The organism is Photobacterium kasasachensis (assembly GCF_050336885.1).
Taxonomy (GTDB): Bacteria; Pseudomonadota; Gammaproteobacteria; order Enterobacterales; family Vibrionaceae; genus Photobacterium; species Photobacterium kasasachensis.
In genome coordinates this window covers 54619-74215 of the sequence record NZ_JAKJSH010000019.1, presented here as the reverse complement: position 1 = coordinate 74215, position 19597 = coordinate 54619, and the positions used below count along the sequence as shown (strand labels likewise).

The window sequence follows — 19597 nt, the reverse complement described above, 5'->3', positions numbered from 1 at the left end:
TCAGATCGGGAACCAGGAACTGTTAAAGAATCGCGATAGCCAGCCGGCCTCATTGGCATCTGCCAGCGCGCCACGGCCGGAGTAAGTGATCCGGGCATCACCCAGACGCTGCGAGGACACCCGGTTGGAGCCGTCAATATCATCGACCCGCACCAAGCCGGACAGGCGGATATATTCATCCCCCTGGTTAAGCTTGAGCCACTTCTCTCCCCGGATCCGCAATACGCCGTTAGGCAGCACGTCGGCCACCATCACGGTGATGCTGCCCGACAGCGAGTTTTGCTGCGAGCTTGACGACGAGCCTTTGAAATCCCGCTCGCCCTCGAGGGTAAACTGACCTTTGGGTTGTGCCTTTCCGGCAATCAGCGGAACGCCAATACCGACATTGCTGTCCTTGCCGAAGCTGGTGCCGGCCTTCTTGCTTGAGCGGGTCTGCTCGTCGAGTTCCACTGTCAGGATATCGCCAATGCGAAAAGCACGGCGATCCTGAAACAGCGCCAAACCGTAGTTGGCACTGAACAGGCTGCCATCGGGATCAACCTTGTATTCCGGAAACTCCATATTCGGCACGTTTTCCTTAGGCTGGACGTCGACAACGGAAGAGACCGGGGCACAACCGGAAAGCAATAAAGCACCGAGCAAATAAATTATGCGTAGCATGCCTGAGCACTCACATTGACTGGCTGACGAATTTCAGCATCTGATCGGCACTGGAGACGACCTTGGCGTTCATCTCGTAGGCGCGTTGAGTGGTGATCATATTGACCATTTCCTCCACCACGTTGACGTTTGAACCTTCAAGGCTGAACTGGCTGATCTGGCCCAGACCGTCCTCACCGCCCACGCCTTCAATCGGGGCACCTGAAGCACCTGATTCCTTGAACAGGTTACCGCCCAGCGCTTCCAGTCCTGCCGGATTGGTAAAGTTTGCCAGCGTGATCTGGCCAATTTCCTGCGCCTGCGGATCCTCTGCTGTCGATATTGTCACCACACCATCGGAGCCGACGTTGAAACTGGTCGCATTTTCCGGGATCTCGACATTCGGGATCAAAGGCAAACCGGACGCGGTTACCAGCGTACCTTCCGAATTGCGATGGAACTGACCATTACGGGTATACGCGGTATTGCCATCCGCCAATTCGACCTGGAAAAAGCCCGAACCCAGAATCGCCAGATCAGTGGCCTGCTCGGTGTTTTGGTAGGCACCGGTTTTCATCAGTTTCTGGGTGCCAATGGTGCGAACACCATTACCCAGCTGCAAGCCGCCCGGGGTTTCATTCTGCTGATCAGCCATTGAACCCGGCTGTTTTTTCATCTGATAAAACAGATCTTCGAATACCGCCCGGTCCTGCTTGAAACCGACCGTATTGACGTTGGCCAGGTTATTCGAAATAACCTGCATCTGGGTATCTTGTGCCGCAAGGCCGGTTTTACTGACCCAAAGTGCTGCATGCATCTTGTATTGCTCCTAAAAAACAGGCAGACCTGCATAGCAGGTGCTGCTCTCAAACAAATAAGCCAGTGTTAGCTGCCGCGAATAATGCGGTTGCCGGCAGTAGCCAGATCTTCGGCGGTTTTCATCATCTTGACCTGGAACTCAAAGTTCCGGGACAGTGACATGTTGTTGATCAGCGAGTCGATAGCATTGACATTGCTGCTCTCGAGATAACCCGAAGCGACCGAAACCGTCTCGTCCATATCAGCCTGCGCTCCGGCCCCGGCCACCCTGAACAAGCCGTCTTCACCTTTACGCACATTGTCGAGATCCGGCTTCACCAGTTTTAACCTGCCGACTTCCTGTACCAGGCCACCGCCCTGCGGCACTATCGAGATAGTGCCGTCGGTACCGACATCCAGCTGCTGATATTGCGGAATCACCAGCGGGCCGCCTTCTCCCATTACCGGTCGGTTGCCCAGCATCAGTCCGCCGTCGGCATCAAGGTGAAAGTTTCCGCTGCGGGTATAGGCTTCATCGTTCTCTCCGGCCTGGACCGCAAAGAAGCCCTCGCCGCGAATGGCGATATCAAACGGGTTATCCGTGTTTTGCAAGGCACCGCTGGAAAAGTCCGTTCCCCCCGCCCGTGCCGCTACCAGGGTACGGCTTTTGTAGCCTTCCCCTTTTACCGCAATACTTTCGGCCTGTTCGATATCGGCGCGAAAGCCAGTCGTGTTCACATTGGCCAGGTTATTAGCGTGTACCTGCTGTGCCATCATGATCCTGCTGGCACCCGACATGGCGGTGAATAACAGCTTATCCATGACCGGCTCCTACTACAGGTTCTGGAACAGGATCTGGGTCATCTCCTGCGCCACCTGAATTGTCTTGGCGTTGGCCTGGTAGTTGCTTTGAGCCGACATCAGGCCAACCATCTCATTGGTCAGATCAACGTTAGAGCCTTCATACATACCCGTACGCAGTTCGCCCATCTGGCCGCTTCCGGCAACATCCGTCAATGGTGCACCCGAGGCAAAGCTCTGGGTCCAGCGGGTACCGCCAGCCTGCTGCAAACCTTCCTGATTAGGGAAGCGCGCCAGGACAACCTGGCCCTGCGCCTTGGTCTGGCCGTTGGAATAACGTGCGTATACCGTGCCGTCAGTTTCGAAATACCAACCAGCCAGCTTACCCGGCGCATAACCATCCTGCGCATTCTTGTTAATCGAAAAGTCACTGCCGAACTGGCTGACTTCTGCCATATCAAAAGCCACGGTTTGCGGGTTGGCACCGTTGCCAGGCGTAAAGGTCAGGCTGATATCACCGGCAGGCTGAGCCAACTTGCCATCGGCATCAAAACGCAGTGTCTCGGTTTGTATCGGGGCCTTCTGATCATCCAGTACATAGTGAACCTGCCACTCGTTGTCACCGGTTTTGACAAAGTACTGGGTCATCTCGTGCTCACCGCCAATCGAGTCGTAAACTGGTGTGGTGGTGCTGGAGGTAAATGTCTTCGGATCCTCACGGTTAAACGGCGTCGCCTTAGGATCGATAGCGGAAGAATTGGCGTCCAGGTTCAGGCCCTGATTAATTCTTGAGGTTGTTTTCGCCGCCATATCACCAGTACTGACAGTCAAATCACCCATGTTACCTGTCTGGATCTGGCCAGTATCGGTCGCATCATACCCCTGCAGACGGTAACCATCCGCCGTTACCAGATAGCCGTCGGCATCCAGATTCATGACCCCGTTTCGGGTAAACATCTGCTGGCCGTTGCTCTGGACCATGAAGAAGCCTTCACCATTGATCGCCAAGTCACTGTTGCGACCGGTTGGTGTGGTCGAGCCGCTCATGAAGCTCTGGCGGGTAGTCGACACCTCAACGCCGTTCATCTGGCCACCGCCAAACTCCGGCGCGTAGATATCCTGAAACTCAGTACGTGATGACTTGTAGCCAATGGTGCCCACGTTGGCAATATTCTGGCTAATAGTGTTCATTTGTTCGGTGGTGGACTTCAGGCCACTCATACCAATATTAATTGACATTACCTTTCCTACTCTGCTTCTTATTCGTCGGCTTATGCCGTTATTTCACGCATATCGTACATAGACATCTTGCCCAGCCCCTTGAGGCTCAGCAGAATCGTTCCACCGTCAGACGGGATGTTGACCGACTCCACCTCGGCAGCAATCATCATTTTCTGGCTCCAGGCATCGTCGCCTTTTTCCGCCAGCACCTCGAAGGTATAGGAACCGGTGCCCAGCTCGTCACCATCGATCTGAAATTCCGCCATCCCCGTCCCCTGCGGGCCCAGCTTGATTTCATCCACCACCTTGCCGTCTTCGTCGTAGACCATGACCTTGGCGCTGTCGACCGGCTGATCAAACTGCACACGGCCTTCAACCACCTGACCTTTGGCAATATCAATTTCCTGGTTGGCCTCCATCAGCACTTTCTTGCCGACCAGGCTGGTAGCCTGCAGCATTTCCACATTAGTCATGCCGATATTGAGGTTCGTCAGGCCTGACTTGACCCCTTCCAGACTCTCGACCGCCGACATCATGCCCAGCTGGGTCAAGTACTCGGTACCGTCGGTCGGGTTCAGCGGATCCTGGTTCTGCACCTGGGCAACCATCATGGTCAGGAAATCATTACTGGACGGGTTCATTCCGTTACCGGCCACCTGAGGCTCAGATGAGGCCGCCTTCGGGCTGTACTGACTGGTGGTCGTAATTTGTGGCAAACTCACTTAAGCCTCCTAACTTGTCTTACCGAGACGCAAAATACTCTGCTGCATACTGCGAGCCCGGCTCATGACATCCACACTGGTTTCAAAACTGCGGGATGCCGCCATCATGTCCGCCATCTCTTCCACGGCATTCACGGTAGAATGAAACACATACCCGTCTTTATTGGCCTTCGGATGATTTGGCTCATAGCGGCGACGCAGCGGTTCGTCACTGTCAATGACATCTTCAATTTTCACCTTGGCACCAGCCGCCGGGCTGTTGAGATCAATCATTACGGTCGAGAATACCGGCCGCTTGGCGCGGTAACCGCCCTGCTCAGAACCCGATACCACATCGGCGTTGGCCAGGTTGCTGGCCACCGTATTCAGGCGTACTGTCTGTGCCGTCATTGCGGAGCCGGCAATGTCATAAATCGTAGAAAAAGCCATAGTTGTTACTGTCCGTTAATGGCTTTTTTCAAGCCGCTGAGTTTCATGTTCAAAAAAGTCGTGCTGGTCTGAAAAGCCATTGCGTTGGCGGCAAACTGTGCCTGCTCAACCCCCAGCTCGACCGTATTACCATCCCGTGCCGGCTGCTGCGGAGCACGATAAAGCAACTCATAATCTTGCGGCCGGCGACGAGCGAGATGTTTCGCCCTGGCCTCGTTGGCAACCTGGCTCATCGCGTCTTCGAAACTGATATCCCGCGCCTTATAGTTCGGGGTATCAACGTTGGCCAAATTACTGGCCAATACCTTTGCGCGTTGTGTTCGAAACGCCAATGTATTAGGGTGTACCCCCAGTGCTTGTTCAAAGTTAATTGCCATTATCTGCCGCCATTAATTGTCGCAATCGTGCCTCGAGGCACACCATAAAGATGGTCAAACCAGAACGGCAACAAGCACGAAACATGCCAATAGTTATATATCAATATATTCAGGTATTTACGGTTGTATCAGCGTGCATCTTAAGCAAATGCGGAAGTACCGCTTCCGAGCGGAAACGGTGTTAATCGCCTGTCTGCTCGGCAGTGTCGTCCCGGCGAGCAGCCAGGCAAAAAATGTATCCCCCTCCTCACCAGAGCCTGTCTCGGTGCAAAAGGAGATCACCTGCTACCTGGACAAGCAAGTCCGGCGCTACGCCGCCAGCATCGGCAGCGATGACTATCAGATCAGCCTGCAGCCACCTGCAAAATTACCGCCTTGCAACCAACCATTGCGACAAACCCTGAGCGAGCCGACAAAACCTCTCGGCCGGTTATCTGTCACCCTCGAATGCCACCAGCCCAACTACTGGAAAGCCAGGGTCCGGGCCGAAGTGGCTATTTTTCTTCCGCTGGTAGTTGCCAAACAGCCTCTCAGTCGACGACAAACCATCACCCGTGCAGATCTCAGTCTCAAACGCAGTGATCTGGCCCATATGCGCTATGGCTATTTCAGCCGCATCGATGCCGTCGCCGGACTGACTAGCCGACGTAAAATTCCGGCAGGCAAGGTGATCAGCCCGCGAATGGTCGAAGCCCCCGAGCTGGTCAAGCGCAATGAGGAAGTGATTATCGAAGCCCGGATGGGCGGGATGACGGCAAAAATGAAAGGCATGGCACTCGAGTCAGGCGCTGAGGGAGAATCTATCCGGGTTCGGAACCTGTCATCAGGCAAAGAAATTTATGCCACCGTGATCGGGCGACAAAGGGTACAGACCACCTTTTAATGGTATTATTAACAGCCGAAATAAAATTATTTAAGCATTCCGCCGATTGGTCGCTTTAGATCAATAACCGCACATCTGTTTTTTTGTGAAGACTATGATTGGAAAAATATCTCACTCGCAGCCCGTCGTTCTACCCGCAGAGGCTGCCAGTAAAACTGCCGGGGCAAAAACAGCGCCTGTCGCACAAGTCGAACTCAGCCATGAGATGAAGTCACTGCAATCTGCCAAGCAGGCGATGGAGACCACCAGCGATGTCGATATGGACAAAGTGGCGCAAATGAAAGCGATGCTGAATGCCGGCAAGGTTTCGGTCAACCTGGATTCGCTGGCCGGCAGTATGGTCGACTTTTACCAAGGGCAAGACTGATGGCCTCCCAAGCCGAACTGATCAAGGCCCTGCTCAGCGAACTGGCCCTGGATGTAAAGAGCTACCAACAGCTGGAACGACAACTTCAGCAACAGGAAACATTACTGGTCAACCGTGACAGCCAGGCATTGCTGACGCATAACGCCGAGCTACAGCAACTGATGCAGCAACTCGGTGAGCGTGCACAGCGCCGCTGCGAATATCTCGAGTCGTTGGGTGTCAGCGCCGATGATACCGGCATGAAGCGTCTGCTTTCAGCCCTGCCTGCCCAGTACCGCCAGCAAGGCAGTGCCCTGTGGCAACAACTCTATGAACTGACATTGCAGTGCCAGGCCCGCAACAACAGCAACGGCCGCCTGTTAGCCCAGCAAAAGCAAATGATTGATAAACTGTTGAAGCCGGAACAACAGTATTGCTACAGCCCCGGCTGCTGATTCTTCGGCAGCTGAGCGTATTGACTAGCGACGGTGGAAAAAGCGGTTCATCGACAGCTCGTCCATCACTTTTTGCTCCTGCCGCTCCTGCTTGCGCTGGATCTGGGCCAGCCGCTTATCAATGATCTTATCGCCCATCTTGACCTGACAATGCTGCTCGACCAAACGGCTATTCATACTGCGCAGTTCCACCTGCGACAGCGCCAGCTCCTGACGCTGCAGGTTAGTTAGATTATCCAACTGATGACGAAAACGACCAATGCCCTTGAGCATCAGAGCCGAGGCCTCGCTGCCGCTGGCCACTGCATACTGTCCGGACAAACTCTCCAGTAACTCCAGTCGCTGCTGGTGAGCCTGTGCCTGCTGGTTAAGCGCGGCATACTGTTGCTGCAGCTCATCAAATTTCTTCTGCTGCTGATCCCGCCAGCCCTGGACCACCTTCACTCGCTTGTGCACGCTTTACTGTCCTCCCACCAGCTGCATCAACTGCTGCTGACTGTCGGCAAGGGGGACCTGCTCCTGCATCCCCTGCTGAAGAAAACCACAAATTTCCGGGTAATAATGCACAGCCATGTCCAGATTCTGGTCTTGTCCCGGCTGATAGCCGCCGAGGGAGATCAAATCCTGTACCTGACGGTAACGGGCATAAAGCTGCTTCACCTTCTGGGCTTTTTTCAGCTGCTCCGGTGCCACTACCTGAGGCATGGCACGGCTGATTGACTGCTCGATATCAATCGCCGGGTAATGTCCCTGCTCGGCCAGTTCACGGTTAAGAACAATATGGCCATCGAGAATGGCACGCGCGGCATCCGCAATCGGATCCTGCTGATCATCCCCTTCCGACAACACGGTGTAGAAAGCCGTGATCGACCCGTGCTCCGTCGCACCGTTACCGGCACGCTCGACCAGCTGCGGCAGCAGGCTAAATACCGACGGCGGATAGCCCTTGGTCGCCGGAGGCTCGCCCACAGCCAGCGCGATTTCACGCTGCGCTTGAGCATAACGGGTTAGCGAGTCCATCAGTAACAGGACATCATGGCCCTGATCGCGAAAAAACTCAGCAATACGGTGACACAGCATCGAGGCCCGCAAACGCATCAGCGGCGGATCATCCGCCGGCGAGGCGATCACCACCGCATTCTTCATGCCTTCGGGGCCCAACGAGTGCTCGATAAACTCACGCACCTCACGGCCACGTTCGCCAATCAGTCCCACCACGGTAATTTCCGCGGTGGTATTGCGGGTCATCATCCCAAGCAGCACACTCTTACCGACACCACTACCGGCAAACAGGCCCATCCGCTGTCCCTTGCCCACACTCAACATGCCGTTAATGACCCTGACGCCGACATCCAGCTGGGTAGAAATCGGCAGGCGCTGCAACGGGTTGATGGTGTCGCCGTGAAGGTTAATTCGTTGCTCGGCTGTAATAGCGCCGCGGCTATCCAACGGCTCACCGAGTCCGTTAAGTACCCGACCCAGCATGCTATAGCCAACATTGATTTTGCTATCGCCCTGTAGCGGTAGTACCCGGCTGCCAGGACGCAATCCGGTTGTATGACGGATCGGCATCAGTACCGATGCGTTGCGGTCAAAGCCGACCACCTCGGCCTCGACCAGAGTGCCGAGATCGGTTTCTATCATACAGCGCTGGCCGGTACTCAGGCGGCAGCCTACCGCTTCCAGCGTCAACCCGGCCATACGGGTCAGCCGCCCATAGGTACGGGCCACCGGGACGTCAGGAACCTGCTCGACCGCCGAGGATAAACGCGCATTCAGCTCCTGGAATAAATCACGCATCGGTCAGCAAACTATCCCGAATTGATTCCATGCAAGCCTCAAGGCGCTCTTCGCTATCGGCGAACGATTCCGAATCACTGGTCACAATACGGCAGCTTCCGATTGCCAGCGAGTCATCCGGCTTGAGGTTCCAGCCGCTGACCTGCTCAGGCACCAGTTCCAGCAACCGCTGGCAGTCCTGCGGATTGAGATAGGTGACCAGCTCCGGTTTCTGCTCGGGCATCTGTGCCAGGGTCTCCTCAATCAGGTTCACCATCTGGCTCGGCTTGAGTGTCAGCTCGGCACGGATCACCTGGCGGGCAACCTTTTGGACCAGATCGCAAATCATCTCGCTTTGCTGGCGCACGTGCTGGTGAAACACCTGTTGGATCTGCTGCATCAGGTGATCAACCGAGGCCACAGTACCGCCCATCTGCTGCTGCACCTGGGCAACGCCTTCGCGGATCCCCTGCTGACGGCCTTGTTCCAGCCCCTGCTGCTGACCGAACTGCTGCCCCTGGGCCAGTCCTTCCTGGTAACCCTGTTCGTGGCCCTTTTGCTGGCCGTCCTGAAATCCGTTGTTAAATTCGTCCTGGTACGAACCCGTGGGTTCATCACCGAACAAGTCCTCCTCAGGCTGAACCAGCGGCGGAAAATGATAGTTCCGATACTGCCCCGGCTGGGGGTGAAGAACGGTTACTGCCTGCTTCTTCATCATCACTCCACTACCGGTTCGCTAAAGAGCTGCAGCTCGATTTCACCCTCATCGGCCAGCTGGCGCAGAGTCGCGATCAACTGCTCGCGCGCTTCTTCCACTGCACTTAGACGAACGCGGCCCTTGCCTTCCATTGCTTCACGAAGGTACTGGGCAGCACGCTTCGGCATGGTGGCGAAAATCTTGTCCAGCAATACTTGATCGCAGCCCTTGAGCGCTGTCGCCAACAGCTCCTGATCGACTTCCTCCACCAGACGCTCCAGAGTATCTTCACTCTGGCGTACCAGAATGTCGAAGTTGTACATCTTGCTTTCCAGTGTCGCGACCAGTACCGGATCCAAGGCTTTCAAACCAGTCATCACTTTCTGGCTCTGCTCGCCTTTCAGGCGGTTAATGATTTCGCTGGCTTTCTCGGTGCCGTCAACCAACGTACTGTTCTGCTGGCCGACCTGAGCCAGGAACTTCTCCAGCAGGACATGCACCTCGTCAATCATATCAGGGTGAATTTCAGTCAGGTTGGCCAGACGGTACAGCAGATCATCCAAGCCTTCGGCCGGCAGGCGCGCCAGTAGCTGGGTAGCCACCTCAGGCTCCAGGTACGCCAGAAATACCGCCTGCATCTGCGGGTGCTCACCGGAGATCAGCTCGGCCAGCTTGGCCGGCTCGAGCCACTGCAGGCGCTGCAGGTTGTGCTTGAGCGAGTCGCCGTAGATTGAATCCAGCAACGGCTGCGACAAAGACAGCCCCAGCGCCTTGTTCAGGGTTCGCTCCAGATAGCTGCGAGAAGCACCGGATATCCCCGACTCGCTCTTGAAGTCATTAAAAAAACGCTGAAAGACTTTTTCTGCCTGATCCTTTTTGACCGCCGGGATCCCGGCCATCGCAATCGAGAGCTGGCGAACCTGCTCGCGGTCAAGCTGTTTCAATACGTTCGCCGCCGCTTCTTCACCCATACTCAGCAACAGAATCGCGGCTTGTTCAATGCCAGGGTTATTCTCAGTTGTCATCTTTCGGTGTGATCCATTGTTTAACGACATGGGCAACGCGCTCGGGCTCTTTCTCGGAGAGCATCTGCAAGTAAGAAGACTGTGCTTCCAGCCCGGTTTCAGGGCTCGGCAGCTCAGGCAAGTCGCTGCTTGCCACCACAGAGCTGAGTCCGGCTCCTGCATTGTCAGCCGATACCGTCATGGCCGATGCGACAGCTTCCGGCTCAGTGCCAAGCGCCTCGACAGACGCTACCGGCGTAGCTGCAGCCGGCGCTTCATTGACTGGTGAAAGTGCCTGCTCCGGCACCATGACGTCCGTCGATTTCGTCCCGCCAGCCAGCTGGCGGATCGCAGGGCGAACCACCACCAGCAGGATCACCAGGGCAACCACTGCCGACAGGATATAGCGGAGGTAATCCAGCCACACCAGCTGGGTCCACCAGGCCGGTTCGTCACCCAGCAAATTAGCTTCAGCTTGGGTAAACGGATAAACAAGAACGGTAAATTTGTCACCGCGTGCCTCGTCGATCCCGATGGAATCTGCCAGCATCTGTTTGATGTCGGTCAGCTGCTGGGCACTGAAGGTATCAGGCTGACCATTAAGCAACACAGAAACACTCAGGCGCTTGAGCTGTCCCTGCTGATAGAGGGTATGCTTCAGGGTGCGATCCAATGCGTAATCGCGCGAAGACTCGCTGCGTTCATTGCCCGCTTTGTTCTCTCCCTCTTCCTCGCCTTCTTCCGGCGGGCGGTTGCTCAGGGCGCCGGGCACCCCTTCGGCCGGCTTGGACAGGCGTCGGTCATAGGTACTAAATTCATTACGTACCGTTCCCTCAGGCGAATAGCTTTCTTCGGTCGCCTCAGTACGGTCGAAGTTGATGTCTGCAGCTACCTCGACCTGGAAGTTATTCATTCCTACCAACGGACGAAGCATGCGCGAGGCGCGCTCAATGTGGCTGCGCTCGAGCTGCTGGACATACTCCAGGTAGCGGCTACTGCTTCTGCCGTGCTGATCACGATCGCCGATCGCCGCCGACAGCAGGTTGCCTTGCTGGTCAATCACATTGACGCGATCTGCAGTCAGATCCGGTACACTGCCTGCCACCAGATTGACAATCGCGGTCACCTGCTCGGCACCCAGATTCTGACCGGGGCGCAGTGACAACACGACAGAGGCCGATGACTGCTCCTTCTCACGGCGGACAAACAAGGTTTGCTTAGGAATGGCCAAATGCACCCGTACGTTACTCACGGCTTCCAGCGTCATGATGCTACGGGCCAGCTCCCCTTCCAGGCCGTGTCGGTAGCGGGCATTCTCGATGAACTGGCTGGTCCCCAGGCTGGAGTCCTGCGACAGGATCTCAAGCCCGGTCGGCAGCTGCGCCTCGACACCCGCCGCCGCCAGGGCCAGGCGAGCCTTGCCCAAGCTATTGCGCTCTACCATGACATTGCCTTGCTGGGGCTCGATATAAAAGTCCATCCCGCTCTGCTCAAGCACCGACAGCACCTGCGTGCGATCGAACTGTTCACTCTCGCCATATAACGGACGGTACTGACTGCCACCCTGCCAGAGGCCAATCACCACCACCACGGTAACCAACGCGGCAATCACCCCAAGCAATGCGACAAGACGGGCACCGGATAAAACCCGGCCCATACTAGAAGGGCCGGCCATATTGGCCAGCCTCTGTTTAATTAATTCACTCACTTAGTTTTTCCCATCACACAGGCATCTTCATGACATCGTCATAGGCGGTCAGGAGCTTGTTACGCACTTGCACCAGAGCGGCGAACGACAGGCTAGCCTTCTGGCTTGCCACCATCGCCCCGACCAGATCGTCACTCTTGCCGGTATCCACTGCCGTCATCAGCGCCGAGGCCTCTTTGCCTTGCTGATCAACATTGTTGAGGGTCTGGGAGATCACCTCGGTAAAACTAACCGAGTTCACTTGGTTAGCCGTTAATGGGTTAGGTGCAATCTGAGTAGTCTCCAGCACATTCATCTGTGCTCGAACCTCACTCATCTGGCTCAATGGCAATTCCATGCTCATTACTTTGTCTTGCATGTCAGGCTCTCGTGTAGAGTCGGTTAGGAATAGTTAGTATTGGCGACAGTAAAATCTGAATTTTGCCCGGTTAGGATCTGGTCGATATCCAGTCCCTGCTCGCGCATCGTCTGAATCTTGTACCGCAGGGCACGGGTCGAGACACCCAGCTCTTCGGCCGTTTTGCTCCGGTGGCCGTTAAAGCGGCGCAGCGTTTCGATAATGGTGTCGAACTCGGCCAGCTTGCGGCTTTTCTGCAAGCTCGGCTTCGACAGCCTCTCGCTTGGCTTGCGCGGGCTGACCAAGGCTGAACATGTCTCTGGCGAAGGCGATAACGCCGACTCTTTGTTTGCCAGCTGAGTAGGCAGCATTAAGTCTTCAGCCCGGATCAGGCAGCCCCGGCTCATCACCAGCGCCCGCTGAATCACGTTTTCAAGTTCGCGGACATTGCCTGGCCAATCATAGTGGCGCAGGGCATCCTGGGCTTCAGGGGTAAATTCAATGGTCGTCTGGGCATTCGGCATATAACGCATCATCAGATAGCTAGCCAGTGGCACGATGTCATCCTTACGCTCTTTCAGCGTGGCGCAGTGCAAAGGAAACACATTCAGCCGATAGTAGAGATCGGCACGGAAACGTCCCTCGGCAACAGCTTGTTCAAGATCACGATTGGTGGCTGCCAGTACCCGGATATCGAGCTTAATCTTCTGGTGGCTTCCCAGGCGCTCGACTTCGCGCTCCTGCAACACCCGCAGCAGCTTGGTCTGCAGCGTCAACGGCAACTCGCCGATTTCATCCAGCAGCAGGGTACCGCCATTGGCCACCTCCAGCTTGCCGGGCTGGGCTGACGTCGCACCGGTAAACGCCCCCTTGGTATGACCAAACAAAATGGATTCGATCATCGTCTCCGGGATCGCGGCGCAGTTGATTGCCACAAACGGGCCTGCCGAACGGGGAGAGGATTCATGGATAAAACGCGCCAATACCTCTTTGCCGGTCCCACTCTCGCCGTTGATCAGCACGGAGGCATCTGTCTGCGCCACCCGCTGGGCCAGCTGGAACATCTGCTTGCTCTGGTGTGACTCGGCCACAATCGGTAGCTTCTTCTGCTGTGGCTGAACCAGGCGCTGGACAAGCTGTCCAAGATGCATGTGTCCAAACGGGATCAACAAGTAGTCTGTCGCGCCCTGCTGCAGGGCACGTGTAACCTGTGCGGCATGCTGCAGCTCCGAGAGCACCACGATAGCCCCCTGGTATCGCGGCTGAACCAGCTTCATCAGGTCGGCCGCCTCGGTGCCGTCCACCAGGCAGGTCGGTAGCAGCAGCAGGTCCCATTGCTGTAGCGACAATAGGTGCAGGCAGTCAGCCATGCTGGAGGTCTGGGTCAACTGATACCCAACAGCCTCCCCCTCTACCAGTACCTGTTCCTGGACAGGGTGGTAAGGGTGGAACATCAAAACTTGCCAGTTCTTTTTCATGATCGGCCTACCACTGATTTCTTAATTAAACGGACGCTTACCCGGCGATTCTTTTGCCGCCCTGCCGCCTCGGCGTTATCCTCGACAGGATAACGGTCACCGTGGGAGCGGATTTGAAGCATAGAGCGAGGGATACCATACTCAATGAGCAGAGAAGCCACCTCTTCTGCTCGCTCTCTGGACATGCGCAACTTCACGCCTGTACGGCCCTGGCTATCTGAGTAGCCATCAACCAGAATCTTGCTAATCGACTGCGTCGCACTGACAAACTCAGCGATCCCCATCAGTGTCCGATGACTGTTTTTTGACACATCCGATGAGCCTGAATCGAAATAAAAGACATTATTCCTTATCTGCTGATAGTTGACGGGTATTAAGCTGTTGCGACAGGCCACAAACGCTTCGGCAGGGGCCTCAAAATTAATATTGGATAAAACAATCTCGTCATTTAATTGACGACCAGTGTTAATAATCACTTTTATCCAAGAGCCACTTTTCAGACGTTCAAAAATCGCATCGGCTTTATTAACAATAATTTCACCTGTAGCATTAGAGTTATTAGCATCCCCGAGAGAATCAATAAACTTGGCATTTTTTGATTTCCAGACCGGAGAGATCTCATACACAGAGTGCAGTACTGTTAGGTTTGTTATCTCATTAGACTTAAGCTCAAGGCGCAATTCTTCTCCAGCTTCAGCTATTAACTTAGCTATTCCAAAGCCTTTTATTTCATGCTCAATTGAGCACAAAGTATTATCACCTGAGAAAGCCCATCGGCTATTGTCCAATGCAGATACTTTTACATTTTCCTGGCTATAAACCGAGAAGGATGCCAATAGTAACAATAGAATAAAACTGCTTTGTCTAACCATCAAAGAGCCTAGAAATAACATATCCGCGGTAAATATATGACAACACAAACAGGTGAAAACCTCCTCATTCAAGAGGAATTTCATCACCTTAAAGGCAAAATCGAACACCCAATCAAGCACTAAACCACTTACACTTAATGCAACAAAATGCTGCTAAGTGGTGAATGGCGCGTATGAAATAACGCAAAGGCAGAAAGACACCATCGAAAGCACCTGGGGATGGATAAAATCGCAAAATCCAAATGCAATAGATTGATAATCACTTTAACACTTAAGAGCAATTACTTTAATATATTTTTTGTGTGAATAAGAAAACATTAAGAATAATATGTCAACTGTCAATATAATGAATACAAAAAAAATATGGCGATGTTTTTTTGACATAGCTGGTAACTGTTATATTCGTTTGACAAACCTATTGCTCAAACGGTAGTCTCCCGCGATTGAAATTGACATGCTAATTAACATTGTAGTCAATAATAGAACAGGTAAATACAGATTATTGATTAAAAACAACACGATTGAGAGCTAAAAAAAACAAGATCAAAAATATGCTTTCAATTGGTGCTTAAATTATATACAGCAAGGGTGATATTTACCCTTTTGTTAATAAGCTTTAATAATCGAGCATAAGTATTAATATTTATTCTTGTGACCCTGATTCCAGCATTCTAATAAACAACGTTTAATTAAAGTGCGACTAAAGGTTAAATGTTGATTTGAAATAAAATCAAAGATAAAGAAACAGCGTTTATTATTTATTAAGATAAATGACAACGGTGTTTTCATATTCAAGCGACGCTTTATTTTTTTAATAAGCATATTCAACGTACTGTTACGTTTAATGAAACCCATTGGTTGCCTAAGGTTATGACGAAAAAGAGCAAAATAATCTCAGAACTTGACCAGGTTGAAGTTCGTGCTTTTGATCTCGCAAGCCCTGAACACCGCATAGGTGCCTTGCAAGCCATTATTGATAATGTCTGCAAACAGTTCGAACGTTCGGCTCGCCAGTCATTCCATCACCTGTTGCGCCACCCGGTTGAATTTCGCTTTGAGCAGCAAGATACGCTGAAACTGCAGGATTACCTACAGCAACTACAGAAACCCAGCCTGTATCGCGAGTTCACCGTGAGCCCGCACGATTTGCACGGTGCCGTCTCTATCGACGGGGATCTGCTGTTTTTTATGGTCGATCTGTTTTTTGGCGGTAGCGGCAACAATGTCAGACGCCACAGTGACATGAGTGATACCGAGTTACGCCTGGTTGAACGTTTTTTCAACCTGGCACTGGAACAGTTTGCCAACGGCTGGCACAGCATTACCAGCTGGAACAGCCAGCTGACCGAAAAAAACACCCTGCGTCTCGGCAACCCAATTCAAAATAACCAGCTCTACCAGGTGTGCCGATTTACCATCGATGTCTGCGGCCATCAGGGCTGGTTTGACATTGCCTTGCCTTTTGCCGGTCTGGATTTTCTCCGGGAGCAGCAGTGCAAGCCGACAGATGTGGAAACTGATCCCGAACTCCAGGCCCGCATTCAGGCCAAGCTGTGCCAAGCACCGATGCGTCTGATGACCACCCTGTGCGAGCGTCGCCTGTCTCTGGGTGATGTTATGGATCTGAAACAGGGCGATGTTATCCCTGTCGAGCTCCCGGGCGAGGTGACGGTCCGAGCAGGCAAAACGCCGCTATTTACCGCCCGAATTGCAGAAAACAACGCCAGTCTTGTACTTCAAGTTCAAGATGTTATTAAACAGTAACAGGAACGACCATGTCTGAACAAACCAATGACCTGAATATTGACCTTGATGAACTGGACTTGGGTAGCCTGGGCCAGGATCCGATACCCGGCACAGCATCAGCTGCCAAGGATATGTCGTTTATCCGCAATATCCCGGTCAACCTGACGCTTGAAGTCGCCAGTACCGAACTGATGGTTGGCGATTTGATGAATGTTTCACTCGGCACCGTCATCGAGCTGGACAAGCTCAGCGGCGAGGCCATGGATGTCAAAGTCAACGGCACCTTACTCGGCCACGCAGAAGTGGTGATCGTCAACAACAAATATGGCCTGCGTCTGGTCAATGTTGTCGACGACAACGACATGTTAAAAGGGCTAACCAAATAATGCGTAAGTTCGGGCTACTGCTGGCGCTCCTGCTGCTTAGCTTTCCGTCGCTGGCACAGGATCTGTCGCTGCTGACTATCAACGGCCCGGACGGCCCGGAAGAATACAGCGTCAAGCTGCAAATATTCCTGTTAATGACGGCACTGGCCTTTCTGCCGGCCATGCTGTTGATGGTGACCAGCTTTACCCGGATCATCATCGTATTGGGCATTTTGCGCCAGGCAATGGGCTTGCAACAAAGCCCGCCGAACCGGGTTCTGGTCGGTATCGCCCTGACACTGTCTCTGTTTATCATGCGCCCGGTGCTCTATGACATCTACGACAATGCCGTAGTTCCCTACCAGAGCGGCGAGCTGACCATGGTCGATGCCTTCCACACCGCAGAAAAGCCCCTGCGTCAGTTTATGTTGCAGCAGACCCGCGAGACCGATCTCGAGCAGATTTTGCGCATTGCCAATGAACCGACACCGCAGAATATGGACGAGCTGGATTTCCTGATTGTGATGCCCGCCTTCATTCTCAGTGAGCTGAAGACGGCCTTCCAAATCGGATTCATGCTGTTCATTCCGTTTCTTATCATCGATATTGTGGTGGCCAGCGTACTGATGGCGATGGGGATGATGATGCTGTCGCCGCTCATTATTTCGCTGCCGTTCAAATTGATGGTATTCGTTATGGTCGACGGCTGGTCGATGACCGTCGGCACACTCAGTGCGAGCTTTGGATAGATATGGGTACTGAATTTATCGCCTCGTTTTTTGGTGAAGCGCTGCTGATCATCGTCAGTATGGTCTGTGTCATGATTGTCCCCAGTTTGCTGGTCGGGCTGGTCGTGAGTATCTTTCAGGCCGCGACCCAGATTAACGAACAGACACTGAGCTTTTTGCCTCGCCTGCTGATGACGTTTGCCATGCTGGGCTTTGCCGGCCCTTGGCTGCTGCGGACCCTGGGGGACTTGTTCAATCGCCTGTTCCTCGATATTCCGCACCTGATCGGCTAACCCATGCTTGATATCTCAGCAGCCCAACTGACCGCCTGGCTAGGACAGATCTGGTGGCCTTTTTTTCGCCTCAGCGCCGCGATGCTGGTGATGCCGATTTTTGGCGGCACGGCAATCCCGACCCAAATCCGGATCGGGCTGGCGCTGATGCTCAGTATGCTGGCGGCACCGCTGATGCCGTCGATGCCCAGCATCGACCCCTTCTCGCTCGATGCCCTGCTGTTCGGTGCCCAGCAAATGGTGATCGGCGGCATCATGGGATTGATGCTCGAGCTGCTGTTTGCAGTATTCACCACCATGGGGCAAATCCTGTCGATGCAAATGGGCCTCGGTATGGCCATGAGCAACGATCCGGTAAACGGCGTCAGTATTCCGACCCTTGGTAAGTACTACCAGTTTTACACCCTGCTGCTATTTCTCGCCCTCGATGGCCATTTGGTCGCCCTTGATGTAGTGGTGCAAAGCTTTGACGTCTGGCCGGTGGGCGAGATGCCGAGCCAGGATGCGCTGTATAGCGTGATCATGCGCCTGGGCTGGATGATTGCCGCGGCCTTCTTGCTGGCACTGCCCGCGGTATGCGCGATGCTACTGGTGAACGGTGCCTTCGGCATGATGAACCGCGCCGCGCCGCAGCTCAACGTTTTTGCACTGGGTTTCCCGATGACCATGCTGCTCGGCATGATGTGCCTGCTTATCACCACGTCCGGTATTCCGGAGAACTTTACCCGTCTTTGCAGCGAAACACTGCAGATGATGGCTGATCTGGAGGCGAGTCGCTAATGAGTGACAACAGCAGCCAGGACAAAACGGAACAGCCCAGTGAACAGAAACTGCGAAAAGCCAGGGAGGAAGGTAACCTTCCGCGTTCGAAAGAGCTGGTCACCGCACTGATGACGCTCGGAGCCGCCCTGCTGCTCAATGCCTTCTCGGGCGCACTGGCTGAAATGTTTCAGGTGATCACCACCCTGAATATGAAGCTGCCGAAAAGTGCCGCCTTCGAGCCCGAGTACATGCTCAAGCATCTCGGTATCAGCCTCAAATCCATGCTGCTGGCCGTCGCGCCGATGCTCGGGCTACTGGTGCTTATCACCATACTTGCCAATATCGTTCGAGGTGGCTGGAACGTCTCGGGCAAGGCTGCCCAGCCGAAGCTTTCCAAGCTGAATCCGTTATCGGGAATCAAGCGGATGTTTTCGACCAAGTCGCTGGCCGAACTGATCAAAAGTATTCTTAAAGTCACCTTGATCAGTGCCACCCTGTACCTGATGCTGAGCAACAACCTGACCCAGATAGCCATGCTCCAGCGCCTGCCACTCACCGAAGCAATTCTGCAAACCGTCGACTTACTGTGGCAGGGCCTGTTCAGCTTTGGCCTCGCCCTGTTGCTGATTGCCGTTCTAGAAATGCCGTATGCTGGCTGGGAGTATACCAAACAGCTCAAGATGACCAAGCAAGAGGTCAAGGAAGAACACAAGAACAGCGAGGGTAAACCTGAGGTCAAGGCGAAAATCCGCCAGCTGCAGCGCCAGATGTCCCAGCGCCAGATGATGAAAACCGTCCCGCAGGCCGACGTGGTGATCACCAACCCGACCCACTACGCCATTGCCCTGAAATACGATCTGGACAAGGCAGGTGCTCCCTTTGTCCTCGCCAAAGGGGTTGATCAGCTAGCCCTGCAGATGCAGCAGATCGCGCGCCAACACGAACGCCCGATTGTCGAAATACCGGCCCTCACACGAGCCGTTTATTACTCCACCAACGAATGGCAGGAAATCCCTGCCCCGTTGTACGTTGCCGTTGCCCATGTGCTGACCTTTGTGTTCCAGATGGAGCAATACAAACAGGGACGCCAGTCCCATAAACCTGAATTCCCACAAGTCTCAATTCCCAAGGAATTGCGTCGCTAACCGGATCTGAGC

24 protein-coding genes are annotated in these 19597 nt (G+C 54.0%); 9 read left to right on the top strand and 15 right to left on the bottom strand.

The annotated features are described in order from the left end of the window. From flgH to flgB, 7 genes are all read right to left on the bottom strand, one after another. The gene (flgH, locus tag L4D19_RS23165) at window positions 1-660 is read right to left on the bottom strand and encodes a flagellar basal body L-ring protein FlgH (RefSeq protein ID WP_428454431.1); all 660 of its coding nucleotides are present in this window, start codon (window positions 658-660) and stop codon (window positions 1-3) included. 10 nt (window positions 661-670) lie between these two features. Beyond that, window positions 671-1456, bottom strand: a complete 786-nt coding sequence (gene flgG / locus L4D19_RS23160) for a flagellar basal-body rod protein FlgG (RefSeq protein ID WP_160656277.1) — start codon at window positions 1454-1456, stop codon at window positions 671-673. A 68-nt stretch (window positions 1457-1524) separates the two neighbouring features. Further along, window positions 1525-2259, bottom strand: a complete 735-nt coding sequence (locus L4D19_RS23155; RefSeq protein ID WP_160656274.1) for a flagellar basal body rod protein FlgF — start codon at window positions 2257-2259, stop codon at window positions 1525-1527. Between the two features lie 12 nt (window positions 2260-2271). Next, window positions 2272-3477, bottom strand: coding sequence for a flagellar hook protein FlgE (gene flgE / locus L4D19_RS23150; protein ID WP_428454430.1), 1206 nt, complete (start codon window positions 3475-3477; stop codon window positions 2272-2274). A 32-nt stretch (window positions 3478-3509) separates the two neighbouring features. Continuing rightward, the gene (locus L4D19_RS23145) at window positions 3510-4181 is read right to left on the bottom strand and encodes a flagellar hook capping FlgD N-terminal domain-containing protein (RefSeq protein ID WP_160656268.1); all 672 of its coding nucleotides are present in this window, start codon (window positions 4179-4181) and stop codon (window positions 3510-3512) included. 9 nt (window positions 4182-4190) lie between these two features. Continuing rightward, on the bottom strand, window positions 4191-4610 hold the full coding sequence (gene flgC / locus L4D19_RS23140; protein WP_160656265.1) for a flagellar basal body rod protein FlgC: 420 nt from the start codon (window positions 4608-4610) through the stop codon (window positions 4191-4193). A gap of 5 nt (window positions 4611-4615) precedes the next feature. Beyond that, on the bottom strand, window positions 4616-4987 hold the full coding sequence (flgB, locus tag L4D19_RS23135; protein ID WP_160656262.1) for a flagellar basal body rod protein FlgB: 372 nt from the start codon (window positions 4985-4987) through the stop codon (window positions 4616-4618). A 133-nt stretch (window positions 4988-5120) separates the two neighbouring features. On the opposite strand from flgB, the gene flgA reads away from it, so the two are divergent. The 3 genes from flgA to flgN all read left to right on the top strand — a co-directional run bounded on the left by flgA (window position 5121) and on the right by flgN (window position 6671). Beyond that, window positions 5121-5870, top strand: coding sequence for a flagellar basal body P-ring formation chaperone FlgA (flgA, locus tag L4D19_RS23130; RefSeq protein ID WP_428454429.1), 750 nt, complete (start codon window positions 5121-5123; stop codon window positions 5868-5870). Between the two features lie 94 nt (window positions 5871-5964). Beyond that, entirely contained in the window at window positions 5965-6237 is a 273-nt protein-coding gene (flgM, locus tag L4D19_RS23125) for a flagellar biosynthesis anti-sigma factor FlgM (protein WP_428454428.1), read from the top strand. Next, entirely contained in the window at window positions 6237-6671 is a 435-nt protein-coding gene (gene flgN / locus L4D19_RS23120) for a flagellar protein FlgN (protein WP_160656256.1), read from the top strand. The genes flgM and flgN overlap by 1 nt, the downstream gene beginning before the upstream one ends. A 24-nt stretch (window positions 6672-6695) precedes the next feature. Here the strand turns inward: flgN and L4D19_RS23115 are convergent, their stop codons facing one another. The 8 genes from L4D19_RS23115 to L4D19_RS23080 are packed head-to-tail and all read right to left on the bottom strand — an operon-like array spanning window position 6696 to window position 14666. Continuing rightward, window positions 6696-7127, bottom strand: coding sequence for a flagellar export protein FliJ (locus L4D19_RS23115; protein ID WP_428454427.1), 432 nt, complete (start codon window positions 7125-7127; stop codon window positions 6696-6698). A 3-nt stretch (window positions 7128-7130) separates the two neighbouring features. Beyond that, window positions 7131-8471: a flagellar protein export ATPase FliI gene (gene fliI / locus L4D19_RS23110; RefSeq protein ID WP_428454426.1), complete on the bottom strand. Its 1341-nt coding sequence runs from the start codon at window positions 8469-8471 to the stop codon at window positions 7131-7133. Beyond that, a complete protein-coding gene (gene fliH, locus L4D19_RS23105) occupies window positions 8464-9168 on the bottom strand; it encodes a flagellar assembly protein FliH (RefSeq protein WP_428454425.1) in 705 nt (234 codons plus the stop codon). Before fliH ends, fliI begins: the two co-directional genes overlap by 8 nt. Beyond that, window positions 9168-10172, bottom strand: a complete 1005-nt coding sequence (gene fliG, locus L4D19_RS23100) for a flagellar motor switch protein FliG (protein ID WP_160656246.1) — start codon at window positions 10170-10172, stop codon at window positions 9168-9170. Before fliG ends, fliH begins: the two co-directional genes overlap by 1 nt. Beyond that, the gene (gene fliF / locus L4D19_RS23095; protein ID WP_428454424.1) at window positions 10162-11859 is read right to left on the bottom strand and encodes a flagellar basal-body MS-ring/collar protein FliF; all 1698 of its coding nucleotides are present in this window, start codon (window positions 11857-11859) and stop codon (window positions 10162-10164) included. Before fliF ends, fliG begins: the two co-directional genes overlap by 11 nt. A gap of 13 nt (window positions 11860-11872) precedes the next feature. Beyond that, window positions 11873-12217, bottom strand: coding sequence for a flagellar hook-basal body complex protein FliE (gene fliE, locus L4D19_RS23090; RefSeq protein WP_160656240.1), 345 nt, complete (start codon window positions 12215-12217; stop codon window positions 11873-11875). Window positions 12218-12240: 23 nt separating this feature from the next. Continuing rightward, window positions 12241-13674, bottom strand: a complete 1434-nt coding sequence (locus L4D19_RS23085) for a sigma-54-dependent transcriptional regulator (protein WP_240153055.1) — start codon at window positions 13672-13674, stop codon at window positions 12241-12243. After that, entirely contained in the window at window positions 13671-14666 is a 996-nt protein-coding gene (locus L4D19_RS23080) for an OmpA family protein (RefSeq protein WP_428454423.1), read from the bottom strand. Before L4D19_RS23080 ends, L4D19_RS23085 begins: the two co-directional genes overlap by 4 nt. A gap of 750 nt (window positions 14667-15416) precedes the next feature. Between L4D19_RS23080 and L4D19_RS23075 the strand changes: the two genes are divergently transcribed. Genes L4D19_RS23075 through flhB form a run of 6 tightly spaced genes read left to right on the top strand, consistent with a single transcriptional unit; the run spans window position 15417 to window position 19585 of the window. Beyond that, window positions 15417-16310, top strand: coding sequence for a flagellar motor switch protein FliM (locus L4D19_RS23075; protein WP_160656237.1), 894 nt, complete (start codon window positions 15417-15419; stop codon window positions 16308-16310). An 11-nt stretch (window positions 16311-16321) separates the two neighbouring features. Then, on the top strand, window positions 16322-16678 hold the full coding sequence (gene fliN, locus L4D19_RS23070; protein ID WP_428454422.1) for a flagellar motor switch protein FliN: 357 nt from the start codon (window positions 16322-16324) through the stop codon (window positions 16676-16678). Continuing rightward, the gene (fliP, locus tag L4D19_RS23065; RefSeq protein WP_428454421.1) at window positions 16678-17406 is read left to right on the top strand and encodes a flagellar type III secretion system pore protein FliP; all 729 of its coding nucleotides are present in this window, start codon (window positions 16678-16680) and stop codon (window positions 17404-17406) included. The genes fliN and fliP overlap by 1 nt, the downstream gene beginning before the upstream one ends. Window positions 17407-17408: 2 nt before the next feature. Further along, window positions 17409-17678: a flagellar biosynthetic protein FliQ gene (locus L4D19_RS23060; protein WP_160656228.1), complete on the top strand. Its 270-nt coding sequence runs from the start codon at window positions 17409-17411 to the stop codon at window positions 17676-17678. A 3-nt stretch (window positions 17679-17681) separates the two neighbouring features. Then, window positions 17682-18458 (top strand): flagellar biosynthetic protein FliR, encoded by a 777-nt coding sequence (fliR, locus tag L4D19_RS23055; RefSeq protein WP_428454420.1) that lies wholly within the window; start codon window positions 17682-17684, stop codon window positions 18456-18458. Then, the gene (gene flhB, locus L4D19_RS23050; RefSeq protein WP_428454419.1) at window positions 18458-19585 is read left to right on the top strand and encodes a flagellar biosynthesis protein FlhB; all 1128 of its coding nucleotides are present in this window, start codon (window positions 18458-18460) and stop codon (window positions 19583-19585) included. The genes fliR and flhB overlap by 1 nt, the downstream gene beginning before the upstream one ends. Window positions 19586-19597 lie beyond the last annotated feature (12 nt).

Bases quoted from the DNA above. Each gene is read 5' to 3' on its own strand.
- flgH (WP_428454431.1), bottom strand. From the start codon at position 660: ATGCTACGCATAATTTATTTGCTCGGTGCTTTATTGCTTTCCGGTTGT.
- flgG (WP_160656277.1), bottom strand. From the start codon at position 1,456: ATGCATGCAGCACTTTGGGTCAGTAAAACCGGCCTTGCGGCACAAGAT.
- L4D19_RS23155 (WP_160656274.1), bottom strand. From the start codon at position 2,259: ATGGATAAGCTGTTATTCACCGCCATGTCGGGTGCCAGCAGGATCATG.
- flgE (WP_428454430.1), bottom strand. From the start codon at position 3,477: ATGTCAATTAATATTGGTATGAGTGGCCTGAAGTCCACCACCGAACAA.
- flgC (WP_160656265.1), bottom strand. From the start codon at position 4,610: ATGGCTTTTTCTACGATTTATGACATTGCCGGCTCCGCAATGACGGCA.
- flgB (WP_160656262.1), bottom strand. From the start codon at position 4,987: ATGGCAATTAACTTTGAACAAGCACTGGGGGTACACCCTAATACATTG.
- flgM (WP_428454428.1), top strand. From the start codon at position 5,965: ATGATTGGAAAAATATCTCACTCGCAGCCCGTCGTTCTACCCGCAGAG.
- flgN (WP_160656256.1), top strand. From the start codon at position 6,237: ATGGCCTCCCAAGCCGAACTGATCAAGGCCCTGCTCAGCGAACTGGCC.
- fliI (WP_428454426.1), bottom strand. From the start codon at position 8,471: ATGCGTGATTTATTCCAGGAGCTGAATGCGCGTTTATCCTCGGCGGTC.
- fliH (WP_428454425.1), bottom strand. From the start codon at position 9,168: ATGATGAAGAAGCAGGCAGTAACCGTTCTTCACCCCCAGCCGGGGCAG.
- fliG (WP_160656246.1), bottom strand. From the start codon at position 10,172: ATGACAACTGAGAATAACCCTGGCATTGAACAAGCCGCGATTCTGTTG.
- fliE (WP_160656240.1), bottom strand. From the start codon at position 12,217: ATGCAAGACAAAGTAATGAGCATGGAATTGCCATTGAGCCAGATGAGT.
- L4D19_RS23085 (WP_240153055.1), bottom strand. From the start codon at position 13,674: ATGAAAAAGAACTGGCAAGTTTTGATGTTCCACCCTTACCACCCTGTC.
- L4D19_RS23075 (WP_160656237.1), top strand. From the start codon at position 15,417: ATGACGAAAAAGAGCAAAATAATCTCAGAACTTGACCAGGTTGAAGTT.
- fliN (WP_428454422.1), top strand. From the start codon at position 16,322: ATGTCTGAACAAACCAATGACCTGAATATTGACCTTGATGAACTGGAC.
- fliP (WP_428454421.1), top strand. From the start codon at position 16,678: ATGCGTAAGTTCGGGCTACTGCTGGCGCTCCTGCTGCTTAGCTTTCCG.
- L4D19_RS23060 (WP_160656228.1), top strand. From the start codon at position 17,409: ATGGGTACTGAATTTATCGCCTCGTTTTTTGGTGAAGCGCTGCTGATC.
- fliR (WP_428454420.1), top strand. From the start codon at position 17,682: ATGCTTGATATCTCAGCAGCCCAACTGACCGCCTGGCTAGGACAGATC.
- flhB (WP_428454419.1), top strand. From the start codon at position 18,458: ATGAGTGACAACAGCAGCCAGGACAAAACGGAACAGCCCAGTGAACAG.